19 protein-coding genes and 1 pseudogene are annotated in these 18,196 nt (G+C 64.4%); 10 read left to right on the top strand and 10 right to left on the bottom strand.

The annotated features are described in order from the left end of the window. The first annotated feature begins 34 nt into the window (after positions 1 to 34). Complete coding sequence (locus N430_RS00205; protein ID WP_110632390.1) at positions 35 to 412, top strand: response regulator; 378 nt, start codon at positions 35 to 37, stop codon at positions 410 to 412. 48 nt (positions 413 to 460) lie between these two features. Here N430_RS00205 and N430_RS00200 read toward each other — a convergent pair whose 3' ends face one another. Genes N430_RS00200 through N430_RS00190 form a run of 3 tightly spaced genes read right to left on the bottom strand, consistent with a single transcriptional unit; the run spans position 461 to position 3,100 of the window. Beyond that, positions 461 to 1,042 (bottom strand): TetR/AcrR family transcriptional regulator, encoded by a 582-nt coding sequence (locus tag N430_RS00200; protein ID WP_110632393.1) that lies wholly within the window; start codon positions 1,040 to 1,042, stop codon positions 461 to 463. A 12-nt stretch (positions 1,043 to 1,054) separates the two neighbouring features. Further along, positions 1,055 to 1,903 (bottom strand): 3-hydroxybutyryl-CoA dehydrogenase, encoded by an 849-nt coding sequence (locus N430_RS00195; RefSeq protein ID WP_110632396.1) that lies wholly within the window; start codon positions 1,901 to 1,903, stop codon positions 1,055 to 1,057. A gap of 12 nt (positions 1,904 to 1,915) precedes the next feature. Beyond that, a complete protein-coding gene (locus N430_RS00190) occupies positions 1,916 to 3,100 on the bottom strand; it encodes an acetyl-CoA C-acyltransferase family protein (RefSeq protein WP_110632398.1) in 1,185 nt (394 codons plus the stop codon). Between the two features lie 168 nt (positions 3,101 to 3,268). Between N430_RS00190 and N430_RS00185 the strand changes: the two genes are divergently transcribed. Beyond that, positions 3,269 to 4,279: an AraC family transcriptional regulator gene (locus N430_RS00185; RefSeq protein ID WP_110632401.1), complete on the top strand. Its 1,011-nt coding sequence runs from the start codon at positions 3,269 to 3,271 to the stop codon at positions 4,277 to 4,279. 15 nt (positions 4,280 to 4,294) lie between these two features. Here N430_RS00185 and N430_RS00180 read toward each other — a convergent pair whose 3' ends face one another. Next, on the bottom strand, positions 4,295 to 4,837 hold the full coding sequence (locus tag N430_RS00180; protein ID WP_110632404.1) for a WYL domain-containing protein: 543 nt from the start codon (positions 4,835 to 4,837) through the stop codon (positions 4,295 to 4,297). A 221-nt stretch (positions 4,838 to 5,058) separates the two neighbouring features. Between N430_RS00180 and N430_RS00175 the strand changes: the two genes are divergently transcribed. Then, on the top strand, positions 5,059 to 5,304 hold the full coding sequence (locus N430_RS00175) for a type II toxin-antitoxin system Phd/YefM family antitoxin (RefSeq protein WP_110632407.1): 246 nt from the start codon (positions 5,059 to 5,061) through the stop codon (positions 5,302 to 5,304). Further along, on the top strand, positions 5,294 to 5,575 hold the full coding sequence (locus N430_RS00170) for a type II toxin-antitoxin system RelE/ParE family toxin (RefSeq protein WP_110632410.1): 282 nt from the start codon (positions 5,294 to 5,296) through the stop codon (positions 5,573 to 5,575). Before N430_RS00175 ends, N430_RS00170 begins: the two co-directional genes overlap by 11 nt. On the opposite strand, the gene N430_RS00165 is transcribed toward N430_RS00170, so the two are convergent. Continuing rightward, the gene (locus N430_RS00165; RefSeq protein ID WP_110632413.1) at positions 5,572 to 6,492 is read right to left on the bottom strand and encodes a LysR family transcriptional regulator; all 921 of its coding nucleotides are present in this window, start codon (positions 6,490 to 6,492) and stop codon (positions 5,572 to 5,574) included. The two genes, N430_RS00170 and N430_RS00165, sit on opposite strands and share 4 nt — an antisense overlap. Positions 6,493 to 6,779: 287 nt before the next feature. Between N430_RS00165 and N430_RS00155 the strand changes: the two genes are divergently transcribed. The 3 genes from N430_RS00155 to N430_RS00145 are packed head-to-tail and all read left to right on the top strand — an operon-like array spanning position 6,780 to position 10,377. After that, positions 6,780 to 8,084, top strand: coding sequence for an MFS transporter (locus tag N430_RS00155; protein WP_110632416.1), 1,305 nt, complete (start codon positions 6,780 to 6,782; stop codon positions 8,082 to 8,084). Between the two features lie 29 nt (positions 8,085 to 8,113). After that, the gene (locus tag N430_RS00150; protein ID WP_110632419.1) at positions 8,114 to 9,355 is read left to right on the top strand and encodes a Zn-dependent hydrolase; all 1,242 of its coding nucleotides are present in this window, start codon (positions 8,114 to 8,116) and stop codon (positions 9,353 to 9,355) included. Then, complete coding sequence (locus tag N430_RS00145) at positions 9,355 to 10,377, top strand: histone deacetylase family protein (RefSeq protein WP_110632422.1); 1,023 nt, start codon at positions 9,355 to 9,357, stop codon at positions 10,375 to 10,377. Before N430_RS00150 ends, N430_RS00145 begins: the two co-directional genes overlap by 1 nt. Before the next feature lie 87 nt (positions 10,378 to 10,464). Here the strand turns inward: N430_RS00145 and N430_RS00140 are convergent. Together N430_RS00140 and N430_RS00135 are read right to left on the bottom strand one after the other, a co-directional pair. Then, positions 10,465 to 10,623: pseudogene (locus N430_RS00140) on the bottom strand (methyl-accepting chemotaxis protein); the annotation flags it as partial. Between the two features lie 370 nt (positions 10,624 to 10,993). Next, positions 10,994 to 12,418: a PLP-dependent aminotransferase family protein gene (locus tag N430_RS00135; RefSeq protein ID WP_110632425.1), complete on the bottom strand. Its 1,425-nt coding sequence runs from the start codon at positions 12,416 to 12,418 to the stop codon at positions 10,994 to 10,996. Positions 12,419 to 12,743: 325 nt separating this feature from the next. Between N430_RS00135 and N430_RS00130 the strand changes: the two genes are divergently transcribed. Continuing rightward, positions 12,744 to 14,156, top strand: coding sequence for an amino acid permease (locus tag N430_RS00130; protein ID WP_110632428.1), 1,413 nt, complete (start codon positions 12,744 to 12,746; stop codon positions 14,154 to 14,156). A gap of 3 nt (positions 14,157 to 14,159) precedes the next feature. Here N430_RS00130 and N430_RS00125 read toward each other — a convergent pair whose 3' ends face one another. Beyond that, positions 14,160 to 14,339, bottom strand: a complete 180-nt coding sequence (locus N430_RS00125) for a hypothetical protein (protein WP_110632565.1) — start codon at positions 14,337 to 14,339, stop codon at positions 14,160 to 14,162. Positions 14,340 to 14,434: 95 nt separating this feature from the next. On the opposite strand from N430_RS00125, the gene tam reads away from it, so the two are divergent. Then, positions 14,435 to 15,211 carry a trans-aconitate 2-methyltransferase gene (gene tam, locus N430_RS00120; RefSeq protein WP_110632431.1) on the top strand — a complete coding sequence of 259 codons (777 nt, stop codon included), beginning with the start codon at positions 14,435 to 14,437 and terminating at the stop codon, positions 15,209 to 15,211. Here tam and N430_RS00115 read toward each other — a convergent pair. Next, on the bottom strand, positions 15,208 to 15,573 hold the full coding sequence (locus tag N430_RS00115) for a DUF2784 domain-containing protein (RefSeq protein ID WP_110632435.1): 366 nt from the start codon (positions 15,571 to 15,573) through the stop codon (positions 15,208 to 15,210). The genes tam and N430_RS00115 overlap by 4 nt on opposite strands. 95 nt (positions 15,574 to 15,668) lie before the next feature. Beyond that, positions 15,669 to 16,538, bottom strand: a complete 870-nt coding sequence (locus N430_RS00110) for a LysR family transcriptional regulator (protein ID WP_110632437.1) — start codon at positions 16,536 to 16,538, stop codon at positions 15,669 to 15,671. A 244-nt stretch (positions 16,539 to 16,782) separates the two neighbouring features. On the opposite strand from N430_RS00110, the gene N430_RS00105 reads away from it, so the two are divergent. Next, positions 16,783 to 18,099: an MFS transporter gene (locus N430_RS00105; RefSeq protein WP_110632440.1), complete on the top strand. Its 1,317-nt coding sequence runs from the start codon at positions 16,783 to 16,785 to the stop codon at positions 18,097 to 18,099. Positions 18,100 to 18,196 lie beyond the last annotated feature (97 nt).

Raw genomic sequence — 18,196 nt, 5'->3', positions numbered from 1 at the left:
AGATGGCCAACTGTATGAATTTCAAGGCGTTGTCATGAGTGAAGATGCACAAGATGTGGTGTTGGTGGTCGAGGATGAACCGGCGATCCGGATGATCCTGCGCGACTACCTGGCGGGTGAGGGCTACCACGTGCTGGTAGCTGAGGATGGTGAAGAGGCCTTCGCGATTCTGGCGAGCAAGCCGCACCTGGACCTGATGGTGACCGACTTCCGTTTGCCGGGTGGCATTTCCGGGGTGGAAATCGCCGAACCTGCGGTGAAGTTGCGGCCGGACCTGAAGGTGATCTTCATCAGCGGCTACCCGGCGGAGATCCTCGAATCCGGCAGCCCGATCGCCCGCAAGGCGCCGATCCTGGCCAAGCCGTTCGACCTCGATACCCTGCACGAGCAGATCCAGGCCTTACTGCGCTAGCCTGCACCGGCCTCTTCGCGGGCGTGCCCGCGAAGAGGCCGGAACAGGTTAACCCAGGGTCCGCTCGATCCCCCCCACCAGCAGGCTCTCCATCAACCCCAATCCCTGCTCCTCAGGCAAGCCCTTGAGCATCCCCGGCAGCTGGTTCAGCAATGTCGCCACCACATGCGCCGTCGCCACCAACGCCTCACCCTGCAACGTCGCCCGTGGCGCGATCAGGCGCAGCAACCCCGCCTCATAGCGCTTGCGCAGCAACCCCAGGCAGGCCTGCTGCTCATCGCTCAAGCAGCACAGGTCGCGCTCGGCCAGGCGAAACTGCATGGGCCGTTCGGCATGCAGCTGCCAATGCGCGGCAATCAGGCAGTTCAACGCCGACCCCCCACGCGCCATGGCCCGGCGCCCCTGTTCCAGGGTCGCCTGCAGCTCCTCGTACAGTTCCTCGATCAGGTCGAACAGCAAATCTTGCTTGCTGGGAAAGTGGTGATACAGAGAGCCGGCGGTCAGCCCCACATGCGCCGCCAGTTCGCGCATGCTGACCTGGCCAAAGCCCTTTTCGGCGAACAGCGCCATGGCCCGGTCGCGTCGCTCTTCGAAGTTGGCACAGCGCATCGCGGCATTGACCGGGGGCATGGCGTACGCTCCTCAGTAGGTGAAGAAGCCGCGGCCGCTCTTGCGGCCCAGCCAGCCGGCCGCGACCATTTCCTTGAGCAGCGGGGCAGGGCGGTATTTGCTGTCGTTGAAGCCTTCGTGGAAGGCCTCCATGATCGCCAGCAGGGTATCCAGGCCGATCAGGTCGGCCAGGGCCAGCGGGCCGATCGGCTGGTTGCAGCCCAGGCGCATGCCGGTGTCGATGTCCTCGGCACTGGCCAGGCCTTCCTGGCGCACGAAGATCGCTTCGTTGATCATCGGCACCAGGATGCGGTTGACCACGAAGCCCGGGCGGTTGCCGGCGGTGATCGGCGACTTGCCAAGCTTCTCTGTGACCACCAGTGCCTGGGCATAGGTGCTGTCACTGGTCTGCAGGCCGCGGATGATCTCGACCAAGGCCATCATCGGCACCGGGTTGAAGAAGTGCACGCCGATGAAGCGCTCAGGGTGCTCGATGCTGGCGGCCAGTTGGGTCACCGACAGCGACGAGGTGTTGGTGGCGATCAGGCAGTCGGCGGCCACGTTGGCTGCCACCTGCTGCAGGATGCGCTGCTTGAGCTGCAGGTTCTCGGTGGCCGCCTCGATCACCAGCTGCGCGCTGCTCAGCTGGGCGTAGTCGGTGCTGGTGCGGATACGGGTTTTCGCCGCCGCGGCGCGCTCGGCGTCGAGCGTGCCCTTGCTGACCTGGCGCTCCAGGTTCTTGCTCAAGGTGGCCACGCCACGCTCCAGCGCGGCGTCGGAAACGTCCACCAGCAGGACTTGGTAGCCGGCCACCGCACACACCTGGGCAATACCGTTGCCCATGGTGCCGGCGCCGATCACGGCAATCTGTTCAATCGTCATGGTGCAGTTCCCTCAGACGCGCTCGAAGACCACGGCAATGCCCTGGCCGCCGCCGATGCACATGGTGGCCAGCGCGTAGCGGCCCTGGATGCGCTGCAGTTCGTGGATGGCCTTGGTGGCGATGATCGCCCCGGTGGCACCGACCGGGTGGCCGAGGGAGATGCCCGAGCCGTTCGGGTTGACCTTCTCCGGGTCGAAACCGAGCTCGCGGGCCACGGCGCAAGCCTGGGCGGCGAAGGCTTCGTTGGACTCGATCACGTCCAGGTCGGCGACGCTCAGGCCAGCTTTTTCCAGCACCTTGCGGGTTGCCGGGATCGGGCCCAGGCCCATCAGCTCCGGCTCGACACCCGCGTGGGCATAGGCCACCAGGCGCGCCAGGGGCTTCAAGCCCAGGCGGCGCACGGCGTCACCGGTGGCCAGCACCAGGCCGGCGGCGCCATCGTTGATGCCGCTGGCGTTGCCGGCAGTGACGGTGCCGTCTTTCTTGAACACGGTCTTCATGCCGGCCAGCTGTTCGGCAGTCACATCGGCGCGCACATGCTCGTCGACGGCGAACTGCACGGTGCCTTTACGGGTTTTCAGCTCCAGCGGCACGATCTGGCTGTCGAAGCGGCCTTCGGCCTGGGCGCGTGCGGCGCGGCGCTGGCTGGTGAGGGCCAGTTCGTCCTGCATCTCGCGGCTGATGCCGTGTTTGGCCGCGACGTTTTCCGCAGTGATGCCCATGTGGAAGTGTTCGAAGGGGTCTTGCAGTACGCCAACGGTGTAGTCGATGCCCTGCAGATCGCCCATGCGCGCACCCCAGCGTGCTTGCGGCAGCAGGTACGGGCCGCGGCTCATGGACTCGGCACCGGCGGCCAGGGCCACGTCGGCATCACCCAGCAGCAGGCACTGGGCGGCCGAGACGATGGCCTGCAGGCCGGAACCGCACAGGCGGTTGACGTTGAAGGCCGGGGTTTCCTTGGGGATACCGGCGTTCATCGCCGCTACTCGCGACAGGTAGGCATCGCGTGGCTCGGTAGGGATGACGGTGGCCATCACCATGTGGCCGATCTGCTCGGCGGGCACGCCCGAGCGCTCGATGGCGGCGCGGGTTACGGCGGTGGCCAGGTCGGCCAGCGGCAGGTCCTTGAGGGAACCACCGAAACCACCGATGGCGGTACGGACGGCACTGACGACGTAGATTTCTGCGCTGCTCATAGAGGCTCCGATTGCGAAGGCATGGCGGGAGCGGGCCAGGCTCTGCGAGAATGGCCAGCGATCCCGAGGTGGGTTCGAGTCTAGGCAAAGGCTCTGTTGCAGCCTATGCCGGATCTGTTCAGTCAACCTGGCATTTTTTGCCACTCAGCATAGACAGCGAATTCCGCCATGCGCGATAGCGATTCGGTCGCGGTGTACTTTCTCAATGCCATGCTGCATGCCCTGCGTGACCAGCCCGAAGTGCTGGAGGCGCGGCTGCGTGGGGTGGGCATCGACCCGGCCGTGCTCGGCCAACCCCAGGCACGGGTGCCAGCCAAGGCCTTCGCGCGCTTGTGGCTGGAGCTGATCGAGTTGCTGGACGACGAGTTCTTCCGCCTCGACAGCCATGGCATGCCGCTGGGCAGCTTTGCCCTGATCTGCCGTGGCTTGATCCAGGAACCCAACCTGGAGAAGGCTCTGCGCCAGTGCATGAGCAGTTTCGCCCTGTTCCTGCGCGACCTGCGCGGCAGCCTCACGATACGCGGCGGGCGCGCAGTGATCAGCGTGCAGTCGGCGATCGCCGACCCGCTGACCCGGGTGTATGCCGAGGAAACCTACCTGGTGCTGATGATCGGCCTGCTGTGCTGGCTGGCCGGGCGGCGCATTGCCATCGACCGCACGGAGCTGGCTGTGGCGCGCCCGGCCCAGGACGATGACCCGCTGCTGTGGGGGCCAGACCTGCGCCTGGGCAGCGGGCGCACCGAGGTCGAGTTCGACAGTGCCTGGCTGCGCCTGCCGGTGGTGCAGGACCTGGCCGGCCTGAAGACCTTCCTGCGTAGCGCGCCGCAGGGCCTGGTGATCCGTTTTCGCAATCAGAACGGGCTGGTGGCCGAGGTCTATCGCCATTTGCGCGCACGCCGCTATGGGCAATGGCCGACGCTTGCAGCCATGGCTGAGCAGCAGGGGATCAGTGCCAGCACCTTCCGCCGCCAACTGGAGCGCGAAGGGCGGTCGTACCAGCAGATCAAGGATGAAGTGCGCCGGGCGATGGCCTTCGAGCATTTGCGCGAAGGCACGCTGAGCATCGCCGAGATTGCCGAGCAGGCCGGCTTTCAGGAGCCCAGTGCGTTTCACCGGGCGTTCAAGAAGTGGACAGGGCAGAGCCCGGGCAGCTATCGGGCCAGGCTGGCCGGGCGATAGCCCTCCACTTGCCGATCAGTAACCGTCGTCGTTCAGTGCCAGGCTCTGACGCAACTGTTCTACCATCGACATGCGTAAGGTTTCTGGCGCCTTGACCCGGATCGAGCCGGCCTGGGACAGCAGCCAGCCCATCAGCGCACGGCTGTCTTCGACTGTGGCCGCAAGCATCGCGCCGCCTTTGTCATGCGGAGCCAGGCGCATGTCCTCGGACAGCGGCTGGTCTTCCAGGCGACGGGCGAGGCCATCGTCGACCCAGGCCTGCAGCTCGATCTGCTGCGAAGGGGTGAGTTGATCGGGTTGCAGTTGCTCGGCCTCATCCAGGCTCAGGCCTGGCTGCCAGTACCAGCCATAGGGCATGCCCTTGCTGTTGCAGTGCAGCGGGAACAGGGTTGCCAGTTCGTTGAGGTCGCGCTCGACCGTGCGCTTGCTGGTCTTGTGGCCGGCCCTCGCCAGTGCGGCCTGCAATTGCGTAGAGCTCATCCCGGGATGGCGGTCTGGCAGCAGTTTCAATAACTGCCATTGGCGGGCGATGGTATGGCGGGTCGGGTGGCTGGGCACGGCAGTTTCGTCCTTGAAGACCAGATATGGGGACCTGGGTGATGGCACATAGCTATCTCAAGAGCATACTCTGTTCAGCGGATGGGATCCAAGTTTAGTGTGTATTTCACAGACTGTCGGAGCGCATAGCAAGGCCGCCGACGACAGCTCTCTGAGCAGTTGCGACTTGTTTGAGTCCTATAGATAGACCAAAATATCGTTCTTTATTGAGGTTTAAATTCATGCAGAACATTTTCGCTGACGTGGCCGTAAGCGTGTCGGAGCTGAAAAAGAACCCATCCGCAGTGATGACAGGCGCTGCGGGCATGCCTGTCGCTGTGCTCAATCACAATCGTGTTATGGGCTACATGGTGCCTGCCGAACTCTACGAAGCCATGATGGAGCGTCTGGAGGATCTTGAATTGACCGAGCTGGCCAAGTCGAGGCTGGATGAAAAGGGCGTACCGGTAACTCTGGATGACCTATAAGCTCGAATTTCTGCCTTCTGCAATGAAGGAGTGGGGCAAGCTTGGGCACACCGTGCGCGAGCAGATCAAGAAAAAGCTCGGCGAACGCTTGCAGTCACCCAAGGTCCAGGCCGATGCGCTGCGTGACCTGCCGAACCACTACAAGATCAAGCTCAAAGCTTCAGGTTATCGACTGGTGTATAGAGTCGAGGATGAGCGGATCGTTGTAGTCGTGGTATCGGTTGGCAAACGTGAGCGTAGCGAGGTCTACCGAGCCGCTCAAAAGCGTTAGGTGACCGCGCCGGAAAGGCCGCCCTGCAAGGCCTTGATAAACACCTCTTCAGCCCGGCTCAACCGCTGTTCCTTGTTCCATAGCAAGTGAATATCCACATCGGCAATCCCTTCTGCAGGCGGCAGCTTCCACAGCAACCCCGCCGCCACATCCGGCGCCACCACATGCTCGGGCAGGCAGCCGATGCCGAACCCGGCGATCACCAGCCGGCGCACCTCTTCAAGGCTCGGCGACGACGCCACGATTCGCCCGGAAAACCCTTGCTGGTCGCGGAAAATGGTCAGCGGCGACAACATGCCGCCAATCTGGTCGCTGGTGAAGCTGACGAAGTTCTCGCGCTGCAGGTCGCCCTCGGCCTGGCCGAACAGGGCGTGGTGCTTGCCGCAGAAAAACGCATAGCGCTGGCGCAGGAACAGGCGCTGCTCCAGCCGTGGTTGCGGCCGGCGGTTGAGGCTCAGGCCCGCCGTGGCGGTCTTTTCCTGCAGGGCGGCGACGATGTCCGAGCTGCGCATCACATCGATTTCGAGGTCTACCCGTGGGTGCTGGCGATGGAAGTCCGCCAGCAGATCATCGAACCGCTCGCTGACGATGCGGCTGATCATCAGCAAGCGCACCTTGCCCACCAGTTCGTCCGCCGGCTGTTCCAGCAACCCGCCGATCTGCGACATCTGCCCATACACCTCGCCGGCCAACTGAAACAGTTGTTCGCCCATGTCGGTGAGCACGAAGCGAGGCCCGCGGCGGGCGATCAGCTGGCGGCCAAGCTGTTCCTCCAGCCGCTTGAGCGCCTGGCTCACGGCCGGTTGGGTCAGGTGCAGGCGCGCGGCGGCGCGGCTGATGGACAACTCCTGGCCGATCACGCGGAAGGTGCGCAGCAGGTTCCAGTCGAGGCGGTCGTTGAGCAGGCGGTCGGACATGGCAGGCTCGATGATAAGCAAGGCTAATAGTGCGAATAATAAATAGAAAATTGACTAATCATAGCCCCGGGACGATAAATCGCAGTCATTGAGGCTTGTTGTATCGGTGCTGGCTTCTTCGCGGGCTTGCCCGCTCCCACAGGTACTGCAGCGTTTGCGGGCCTTGTGCAATCCCTGTGGGAGCGGGCGAGCCCGCGAAGAAGCCAACACCGATCAAATGGCCATGCGCCACCAGAGCGCCGCCGAGACCCTTAACTCCTGCCAGAAAAACAAGCAAAGGAGCCCCCATGAAGCCCATCGCTTCGCCCCAGCCGCGCCGTGCCGCCGCCGCCGCGTTCATCGGCACCATGATCGAATGGTACGACTTCTACATCTACGCCACCGCCGCCGCCCTGGTGTTCGGTACCTTGTTCTTCCCCTCTGACGACAGCCTGTTCAGCACCATGGCCGCGTTCGGCACCTTTGCCGTGGGCTTTTTCGCCCGACCACTGGGCGGCATCGTCTTTGGCCACGTGGGTGACCGCATCGGCCGCAAGAAGTCGCTGGTCATCACCCTGTTGATGATGGGCATCGTCACCGTGTGCATCGGCCTGCTGCCGACCTACGCACAGCTCGGTGCCGCCGCACCGGTGCTGCTGATCATCCTGCGGGTGATCCAGGGCATTGCCGTGGGTGGCGAGTGGGGCGGTGCCGTGCTCATGGCCGGTGAACATGCGCCCAAGGGGCGGCGCAACTTCTTCGCCTCGTTTGCCCAGTTGGGCAGCCCGGCGGGCCTGATCCTGTCGCTGCTGGCCTTTGGCGCGGTGACCCGCCTGCCGGAGGAAGACCTGATGAGCTGGGGCTGGCGCGTGCCGTTCCTGGCCAGCGCGCTGTTGTTGCTGGTGGGCCTGGCGATTCGCCTGGGGGTCAATGAGTCGCCCGAGTTCATTGCCAGCCGCGAGCAGGCGGCCAGGGCCCAGCGCAAGGAGCAGGCACCGGTACTGGAAGTGCTGCGTACCGCCTGGCGCCCGCTGCTGCTGTGCATCGGCGCCAACACCCTGGGCATCGCCGGGGTCTATTTCACCAACACCTTCATGATCAGCTACACCACCCAGCAACTGCACCTTGAGCGTTCGCTGATCCTCGAATGCCTGTTCTTCGTGGCTATCATCCAGTTCTGCGTGCAGCCGCTGGCCGCGTGGCTCTCGGAAAAGCTCGGCGCCACCCGCTTCCTGGCCCTGGTTGCACTGCTGGCAATGGCCTCGCCGTACCCGATGTTCGTGCTGGTCAGCTCCGGCGAAGGCCCGCTGATCGTGCTCGGCATTGCCTTGGCGGCGGCCTGCATGGCCTCGTTCTACGCGGTGATCGCCGGCTACGTCAGCGGCATGTTCGAAACCCGCGTGCGCTACACCGCGATTTCCCTGGCCTACCAGGTGTGCGGTGCCATCGCTGGCGGCCTCACGCCGCTGATCGGCACCTGGCTGGCACACACCTTCACCGGTCAATGGTGGCCGATGGCAGTGTTCTACACCCTGATCGCCACCATTTCCCTGGTCTGCGTGCTTGCCCTGGCGCGCCAGTACGCCCGTAGCCAGCGCCTGGAACTGGCCTGATCGATTCACCTGATTTGGAGTACCCGCATATGTTGAAAAGCAATGGCGAACGCCTGTGGGCGAGCCTGATGGCCATGGCCGAAGTCGGCGCCACCGCCCGCGGCGGCAGCTGCCGCCTGGCCCTGAGCGACGAAGACAAGGCCGGCCGTGAACTGTTCAGCCACTGGTGCCGCGAGGCCGGCATGACGCTGAGCGTGGATGCCATCGGCAACCTGTTCGCTCGCCGCGCCGGTAGCGACCCGGCGGCCGCTCCGGTGATGATGGGCAGCCACCTCGACACCCAGCCTGAGGGCGGCCGTTTCGATGGCGTCTATGGTGTGCTGGCCGGCCTTGAGGTGGTGCGCCGCCTCAACGACCTGAATATCCAGACCCGCAAGCCGCTGGAAATCGCGGTGTGGACCAACGAGGAGGGCGCCCGCTTCACTCCGGCCATGTTCGGCTCGGCGGTGTTCACCGGCACCCTGGCGCTGGACCAGGCCCTGGCCATCCGTGATGCCGATGGCATCAGCGTCGCCGACGAGCTGCAGCGTACGGGTTACGCCGGCCAACGCCCGTTGGGTGGCAAGGTCGATGCCTACTTCGAGGCGCATATCGAGCAAGGCCCGATCCTTGAAGACAACGCCAAGGCCATCGGCGTCGTCAGCGGTGGCCAGGCGATTCGCTGGCTGGACGTGACCGTCGAAGGCATGGCCGCCCATGCCGGCACCACACCGATGCCGCTGCGCAAGGACGCCCTGTACGGCGCGGCACGGATGATCCAGGCGGTCGAGCAACTGGCGGCAGATTTTGCGCCAGAAGGCCTGACTACCGTGGGCGAACTGTCGATCGCCAAGTCCTCGCGCAACACCATCCCCGGGGTGCTGCGCTTCACCGTCGACCTGCGCCATCACCGCGACGAAGCCATTGAAGCCATGGAGCACGACCTGACCCTGAAGCTGCAAGCCATCGCCCACCAGCGGGGCCTGCAGGTGCGCATCGAGCGCCACTGGGTCAGCCCGGCCACGCCGTTCGACGCCGACTGCGTGGCCGCCGTGCAGCAGGCGGTGGACGGCCTCGGTTATGCCCAGCAGTCCATCGTCAGCGGCGCCGGCCACGACGCCATCCTGCTGGCCCGCTACTGCCCGACGGCGATGGTGTTCATCCCCTGCGTCGGCGGCCTGAGCCACAACGAAGCCGAAGACGTGCTGCCTGAGGATGCCCGCCAGGGCGTCGACGTACTGCTCAACGCCGTGCTGGCCCGCGCCGGCCAAGTCGAACAAGGAGAAGCCTGATGCGTTGCTACTTCCACCCCGAACAGCTGCTGCACCATCCGCGCAGCTACTACTCGCGCGGCGCCATGCGCACCCCGCAGGAAGTCCCCGAACGCGCCCAGCGCCTGCTGCAAGCCGCCAAGGAACTGGGCTTCGACATCCGCCAGCCTGACGACGCCGGCCTTGCGCCACTCAAGGCGGTGCATGGCGAGGCCTACCTGGCGTTCCTCGAAGAGGCCCATGCACGCTGGAAGGAAGTGCCGGAAGACTGGGGCGACGAGGTGATGTCGAACATCTTCGTGCGCGAGCCCAACGCCTTGCGCGGCATTCTCGCCCAGGCCGGGCGATACCTGGCCGACGGCAGTTGCCCGGTGGGCGAGCACACCTGGCGTTCGGCGTACTGGTCGGCGCAGAGCGCGGTGGCTGGAGCCAAGGCCATTCTCGATGGCGAGCCCGCCGCTTATGCGCTGTGCCGGCCACCGGGGCACCATGCGCGGTTCGATGCGGCCGGTGGCTTCTGCTACATCAACAATGCGGCCGTGGCCGCCCAGGCCCTGCGTAGCCGCTACAGCCGCGTGGCGATTCTCGACACCGACATGCACCACGGGCAGGGTATTCAGGAGATCTTCTACGAGCGTAATGACGTGCTGTACGTGTCGACCCATGGTGATCCGACCAACTTCTACCCGGGTGTGGCTGGGTTCGAGGACGAGCGCGGCACTGGTGCGGGGGAGGGGTACAACCTGAACCTGCCGATGGCCCATGGCGCCAGCGAGGCTGACTTCATGGCGCAGCTGGAGATAGCGCTGGCTGCGGTGCAGGACTTTGGCGCCGAGGTGCTGGTGCTTTCGCTCGGGTTCGACATCTACGAGTTGGATCCGCAGAGCAAGGTGGCGGTGACGAAGGAAGGTTTTGCAGCGCTGGGCGAGCAGATTCGGGCGTTGCGCTTGCCTTGCCTGATTGTGCAGGAGGGGGGGTATCACCTGGAGAGCCTAGAGGCGAATGCGCAGGCGTTCTTTCAAGGCCAAGAGCAGTGGTTTTAACTAAGCAGTAAAGTGGCTGATTTATTAAAGTTTTCTCCCGCAGGCCCAGTCAGGGGTGAAATGGATTAGGCCTGGGGGGGAACATTGCAGGCGTGAAGCCAGCTGGACGATTTCCTGCTGGGCGCGTTTCACGCTTTGCTGGCCACGACTGACCTGCGAGCTGGCCTGGCCGGTATGTTCGGCGGCGTGCTCGACGTGGACAGCGATATGCCCCATGGCATCGCCCATCTGCTGCATGCAACCGGTCTTGTCCAGCATGTCCTGGCTTTCTTGTGCCAGGTGCATGATTTAAAAGAGTGTCAGGGCTGACAGGTGCTTGCCACAGCATTCTCGGCGCCAGTGAGATCGAGCGCCGCCCGCGCGGCGCATCGCGAGCTGCGCTCGCTCCTACGTTTGTTTCTGGCCAGTAATGCCTGTGACAGGCGCTCACGACCGCCTTGTTGGTACGACGCGATATCGCGCCATGCGCCAAGGCGTTCGCGCGCAAATCCCCCAGGAATAATTGGCCCGAAACAAACGTAGGAGCGAGCGCAGCTCGCGATGCGCCGCGCGGGCGGCGCTCGATTTCACAGGCGCCGAATATGCCAAGGCGAACACCCCGGCCACACCTCAATCCCTAAATCCCGCCCCGCCGCACATGCTTCACCAGCACCTTCTCCAGCAACTCCCACATCGCCGGGTCGGTACTGAACGCCACATTGAAGCGCATCCACCCGGTGGCCTTGGCATCGACCATGAACAACTGCCCAGGCCCGAGCATGATGCCTTTCTCCAAGGCATCATCGAGCAACGCCGCGCTGTCCGGAATCGCCGGGTGGCGGGTCCAGATATACATCCCTTCATCCGACTCGATGAACAGTTCAAAGCCCAATCGATGCAGATGCCGGCCAACTTCCTGATGCGCTTCGGCCAATCGCTGGCGCAGGCGCTTGAGGTGCTTGCGCCAGCGCCCGTCGATGATTGCGGCGTATACCACCCGCTCCATCACCTGCGAGGTGGTCAGCCCCGAGCGCATCTTCAGGTGCAACAGTTTCTGCGAAAGCTCCGGGTTGGCCAGCAGGTAGCCGACCCGCACGTTGGGCGAGATGCTTTTCGAGTAGCTGCCCACGTACACCACCTGCTGCAGGTGGTCGAGGCTGGCCAGGCACGGCTGCGGTTCGGCAACCATGTCGGCGTACAGGTTGTTCTCCACCAACCGGAAGCCGTGCTGGCTGGCCAGTTGCAGCAGGCGGTGCAGCTGCGGCAGCGGGGTGCGTGAGCAGGTCGGGCTGTGCAGGTGCGGCTGGGTGAAGAAGGCGGTCGGGCGGTGGTGCGCCAGCAATTGTTCGAGGTGATTGAGGTCGTAACCGTTGGGCGTGCGTGGCACACCGATCAGCGTTGCGCCTTGGGTGCGCAGGATACTCATCAGGTTGGGGTAGCCGGGGTCGTCCACCAGCACCACGTCACCGGGGCGTACCAAGGTACGCACGGCCAGGTCCAGCGCCTGGCTGGCGCCATGGGTCAGCATCAGCTGCGCCGGGTTGCAGACGATCGACAGCTCCTGCTGCAGGTTCTGCGCGGTCAGCGCACGCAGCTCCGGCAAGCCCATCGGGTCGCCGTAGCCAGACAGCTCCAGCGGGCTGCCAGCGACCTGGCGCAGGCCGCGGCGAAGGCCCTCTTCGTACATCCAGTCGTTGGGCAACCAGCCGCAGCCAGGCTTGTACGGCAGTTGGCGGGTTTCAAAGATCTGCTGCAGGTACCACTCGGAGTTGAACGTCGGGCGGCCGCTTTCGGCCTCGCTGTTCTGGCTTTCCAGCAGCTCGTTCGCCGCACGATTGACGAAGAACCCCGCATTGCCCTTGCTCACCAGCAGCCCCTGGGCGACCAGGCGGTCGTACGCCTCGACCACGGTGAAGGTGCTCACCGAGTAGCTCGCGGCGAAGGCGCGGATCGACGGCACCTTGGCGCCCGGCTTGAGGGTCTGGTTGTCGATCAGCTCGCGCAGGCCGTCGATGATCTGGTTGACCAACGGCGTGGAAGAGTCTGGATGTAATTCGAACATTCGGGGCCTTCAAGAGTGCGGAACGCCAGGCGCAGCGGGGTGTATTGCATCGGCGGCCTGTACAGTGCAGTGCGAGATTCATGCCACTGTGCATGGCTCTCTACGTCGGACATTTTTACATTAGGTGTCAGATATCGCCACATAAAGCATGTTCAGTTCGCCCCAGGTGCCAACCCTGGGGCGCGTCAGCAGGCCGCCACGGAAGGCCTGCGTGTGTTTGCGCACACCATCCTGCCCGCATTAGCACTGATGTACAGGTGAAACCGAGAGCCATCGGGGTTTCACAGTTTTCCTTGGATAAAAAGAAGCACGGGGTACACAACTGATGGACGCAACATCCACAACCACCACCGCGAAAAGCGGGCACGAGAGCAAGCTCAGTGCCTCGCTCAAGTCGCGCCACCTGACGATGATGTCGATCGCCGGGGTTATCGGCGGCGCCTTGTTCGTCGGCTCCGGCAGCGTGATCCACAGCGCCGGCCCGGCCGCAGTGCTGGCCTACCTGGCCGGCGGCATCCTGGTGGTGCTGATCATGCGCATGCTGGGTGAAATGGCGACTTCCTCGCCTGACACCGGCTCGTTCTCCACTTACGCCGACCGCGCCATCGGCCGCTGGGCCGGTTTCACCATCGGCTGGCTGTACTGGTGGTACTGGGTCATCCTGATGGCCTGGGAAGCCTATGTGGCGGGCAAGATCCTGCATGGCTTCTTCCCCGACGTGAGCGTCAACGTGTTCGTGCTGGCCACGACCCTGCTGCTGATCACCGTCAACTTCTTCAACGTCAAGCACTACGGTGAGTTCGAATTCTGGTTCGCGCTGATCAAGGTGGTGGCGATCGTCTGCTTCCTGGTGGTGTGTACCGCTGCCGTGATGAACATCTGGCAGTTCGGTGAAGTACGTGGCATGACCCACCTGACCGCCGAAGGCTTCATGCCCAACGGTATCACCACGGTCATTGGTGCGTTGCTGGGTGTGATGTTCGCTTTCCTCGGCGCTGAAATCGTCACCATCGCCGCGTCCGAAGCCAAGGACCCGGCCACCCAGATCGTCAAGGCCACCAACTCGGTGGTATGGCGTGTGTGTCTGTTCTACGTCGGCTCGATCTTCCTGATCGTCTGCCTGGTACCGTGGAACGATCCGCAACTGGGCGTTTCCGGCTATGGCGCCTACCGCCGTACCCTGGAACTGCTGGGCGTGCCGCACGCCGAGCTGCTGATGAACTTCGTGGTGCTGACCTCGGTGAGCAGCTGCCTGATCTCGGGCCACTACACCGCTTCGCGCATGCTGTTCTCCCTGGCCCAGCGTGGCGACGCGCCGTCGTTCTTCAAGATCACCCGCGCCGGCACTGGCGTACCGGTGTACGCGATCATCGGCTCCTGCGCCGTGGCCGTGGTCTGCGCGCTGATCAACTTCAGCGAGACCCTGCGCCCGAAAGACGTGCTGGAAACCCTGATGAACACCACCGGCATGATCGCCCTGCTGGTGTACCTGGTGATCGCCTTCTCGCAGCTGCGTATGCGCCGCAAGCTGATTGCCGAAGGCAAGGAAGTGCGCCTGCAGATGTGGCTGTTCCCGTGGCTGACCTACCTGGTGATCGGTTTCATCATTGCTGCCCTGGTGACCATGGCCTTCATGCCTGACTACCAGATCCTGGTGATCTCCACCGGCATCGCCGCGGCGGTCGTGGTGGCCATGGGCGTGGTCCACCAGATCCGCTCTGGCAAGCAGCAGCACTAAGCGTCATTCGCTGTTGGAAGCGGCCGGCTCCCTTGGGGACCCGGCCGTTTCGCGTTGTTGGGCCTGGTGTTTTTCCACGGGCATGTGGAACCGCTGGTTCATCCAGGGGGAACCGAGCAGGGCGGCGGCGGCGATCAGTGCCAGAATGGCGAGGGCCAGGGATAGTTTCATGGGTATGCGCATAAAGGGACTGACTTCAAGCATAGGTCGACAGTTCAGGCGCATGCACTGCGGTACATGGCTTATGCTCACTGCATCGCCGCCAAAAGGAGCCGCCCATGGCCTGGTCCGCCACCCAGTATTCCCTCTTCGAAGACGAACGCACCCGCGCCGTGCGTGATCTGCTGGCCGCCGTGCCGCCGCGGCCGGTGCGCCATGCCACCGACCTGGGCTGCGGCCCCGGCAACTCCACCGAAGTGCTGTTGCAGCACTGCAAAGATGCCCAGGTGACAGCGCTGGACAGCGACAAGGACATGATCGACAAGGCCCGCGAACGCAAGCGCCTGCACATTCCACGGGTGCGCTGCGAGATCGCCGATATCAGCGACTGGTCCGCCCCAGAGCCGCAGGACCTGATCCTGGCCAATGCTTCGCTGCAATGGGTGCCAGACCATGGCTCGCTGTACCCGCACCTGGTACGCCAGCTGAGCGAGGGTGGCAGCCTGGCCGTGCAGACCCCGGACAACCTCGACGAGCCCGCTCACCGGCAACTGCGCAAGATCGCCAGTGAGGGCCCGTGGGCGGAAAAATTGGCTGATTTTCAGTTGCCTCCGCGGCACAACGCGGCGTTCTACTACGACCTGCTCAGCCCCCTGTGCACGCGGGTGGACGTGTGGCGCACCACCTATCACCACCCGTTGACCGGTGGCGCCGAGGCGGTGGTGGAATGGTTCAAGGGGTCGGCGCTGCGGCCTTACCTGGCCAGGCTGGACGAGCAGGAGCGGGCGGACTTCCTGCAGATGTACCTGCAGGCCATGCAGCATGACTACCCGCCTGCCACTGACGGCAAGGTGCTGCTGCCGTTTCCGCGGCTGTTTGTGGTCGCCACCCGCTAAGGGCGACGCCAGCGCCAGATGACGCAGGCGTAGATGGCCAGGTTCAGCACCAGCACGACGCCGCCCAGCAGCAGCTGGATCTGCGGCGTCAGGCCGGCGGGGTAGATCAGTGGCCAGATGTAGTGCTCGACGAAGCCGCCGTGGTAGCCCGCGTCACCGGCGGCCAGGCGCATGCGGTTTTCCCAGTCGGTGAGCGGGCAGTGCAGGTGCAGGCCTTCTACTGCCAGGCCCCAGGCCAGGGCGGGGAGGTGCAGGAGCAGGGCGGGGCGCCACCTGAGCACCAGGAGGCCGCCGAACAGGACCAGCAGGATGAAGGCCAGGTGCAGCAGGACCAGGGCATCGGCGGCCAGGCGGAAAAGCATGGTGGGTGGGCCTGGAAATGAGGTATTCCCAGCATAGTTGTATTGCCTGTGATGGCCTCTTCGCGGCTTTAGCCGCGAAGAGGCCGGTACAGGCGCTACAACTCATCCTGAACCATCTGCAGGAAAGTCGCCACCACCCGGCGGCTTCTTTGCTCGCTCAGGCACACCAGTGTCTCGGTGAGATGCCGCTGACAGTCGACGATCGGCAAGGCACATACCCGCGCATCCGCACCAAACTCGGCCGCCGACACCACCCCCACGCCAATCCCCACCACCACCGCCTCACGCGCTGCCTCGCGGCCTTCCACCTGGATCGCCGGTCGAATCCGCAAGCCAGCGCGCTGCATCTCTTCCTCCAGCGTCTGCCGTGTCACCGACCCCGGCTCGCGCAGCACCAGTGGCGTGTCGTCCAGGTCCGCCAGGCTGATCGACCCGCGGCTGGCCCACGGGTGGTTGTGCGAGACGAACGCCACCATCGGGTCGCGGCGCAGCGGTACGCAATACAGGCGCTCGTCATCGACATCGCGCCCGAGCAGCGCCAGGTCGGCCTGGTAGCTGAACAGCCTGGCCAGCGATTCATCGGTGTTGCCGGTCTCGACCTTGACCTGGATGCCCGGGTAGCGCTGGCAGAAGCGTGCAATCTGCGGCAGCACGTGCACCGGCGCATCCACCGCCAGCACCAGGCTGCCGGTGTGCAGGGCACGTGAATCCTGCAGCAGGTCATGCGCTTCGGCCTCGCAGGCGAACAGGCGCTGGCTGATGCCCAGCAGGCGCTCGCCCAGGTCGGTCAGTTGCACCGAGCGCTTGTTGCGGTGAAACAGCAGCACGCCGAAACGCTCTTCAAGCTTGCGCACCTGATCGGACACTGCCGGCTGGGTCAGAAACAGCTTTTCCGCCGCGCGGGTGAAGCTGCCGTGCACGGCCACTGCATGGAACGCCTTGAGTTGAGCGTGGGATACCGACATGCCGACTCCAGTAACAAGCTGAGCTTATGTGTGAAATACGATAAATCGATTTTCTTTATCAGTCAGCAACTGTTTCCATACGTTTCAACCCGAGGCTGCCGCCACAAGCAGTGGCCGGGCCATGGCCCGCACACCGGTGCCATCTGACCAGATGACGAGCCTTCGTCATGCAGTGCGCAACACAACAACAAGACAGGCGTTTTTTAACAATCTGCCGGCACACTTGAGCAAGAGGTCAGAGTCAATGAATCAATCACTAGCCGCGTTGAAACGCTGGCGCATCCAGATTTTCGCGATCACCTGGCTGGCCTACGCCGCCTTCTATTTCACCCGCAAAGCCTTCTCGGTGGCCAAGCTCGGCATCGGCGAAGACCCGACGTTCATGCTCGACAAGGCCGCCATGGCCAACCTCGACGCCATCTACCTGGCCGCCTACGCCGTGGGCCAGTTCACCTGGGGCATGCTCGCCGACCGTTTCGGCCCGCGCGTGGTGGTGCTGGGCGGCCTGCTGATCTCGGCGGCGGCCGCCGTGGTGATGGGCAGTTACGCAACCTTCCCGATCTTCGCCACCTGCATGCTGATCCAGGGCCTGGCGCAATCCACCGGCTGGGCCGGGCTGTGCAAGAACATCGGTAGCTTCTTCCCGGCTTCGCAGCGCGGGCGGGTGCTGGGGCTTTGGAGCTCGTGCTACGCCTTCGGTGGCCTGGTTGCTTCGCCGTTTGCCGGCTGGTGGGCCTATACCCTGGTCGGCACCTGGCACGCGGCGTTCTTCTCCAGCGCTGCGGTGGTGGCCGGTGTGGCCGTGCTGTTCTTCTTCCTGCAGCGCAACAAGCCGGAAGACGTCGGCCTGGCCGCAGTCGAACCGGAGCCGCAGAGCATGGCCCCGGCCGGCAACCTGTGCAGCGTGTGGGCGCCACTGCGCGAAATCTTGCGCAACCGCACGGTGCTGACCCTGGGCCTGGCCTACTTCCTGTTGAAGCCCGCGCGTTACGCCATCCTGCTGTGGGGCCCGGTGATCGTCTTCGAGCAGATGCCTTCGGTCGGCAAGGTCGGCGCGGCGATCATCCCCACCGCATTCGAGCTGGCGGGGCTGCTCGGCCCGATCATCATCGGCCTGGCGTCGGACAAGCTGTTCGGCGCCCGGCGCATGCCGGCCTGCGTGATCAGCCTGGTGCTGTTGACCGTGACCCTGGCAGCCTTCATGGCGGCGATGCACAGCGGCAGCATCGTGATGGTAGTGGCCTTGCTGTTCGTCATGGGCCTGACCCTGTACGGGCCGGACTCGATGATCAGCGGCGCGGCGGCCATCGACTTCGGCACGGCCAAGGCCGGCGCCACGGCGGCAGGCTTCGTCAACGGCTGCGGCTCGGTGGGCGCGGTGCTCGGCGGCCTGCTGCCGGGCTACTTCGACAGTGTCACGGTGTTCATCGTGTTCGCCGGCTGCGCGCTGTTCTCGGCCCTGGTGCTGCTGCCGCACTGGAACAGCCGCCCGGCTGGCACGCCCGAGGCCAATGACGTGGCGCCCAACACCAGCATGGCGATCAAACCACTGCGTACCTGAAGGAACGCGGGCAAGGTCGACAAGGCGTGAGATTACTTGTCGATCCACCGCCCGAGGGCGTATAAACTGCACCCACTTTTGGCCGGTCGCTTCCTGA

Source organism: Pseudomonas sp. CC120222-01a (assembly GCF_003097235.1).
GTDB lineage: Bacteria > Pseudomonadota > Gammaproteobacteria > Pseudomonadales > Pseudomonadaceae > Aquipseudomonas.
This window is presented reverse-complemented; position numbering and strand designations above follow the sequence as displayed.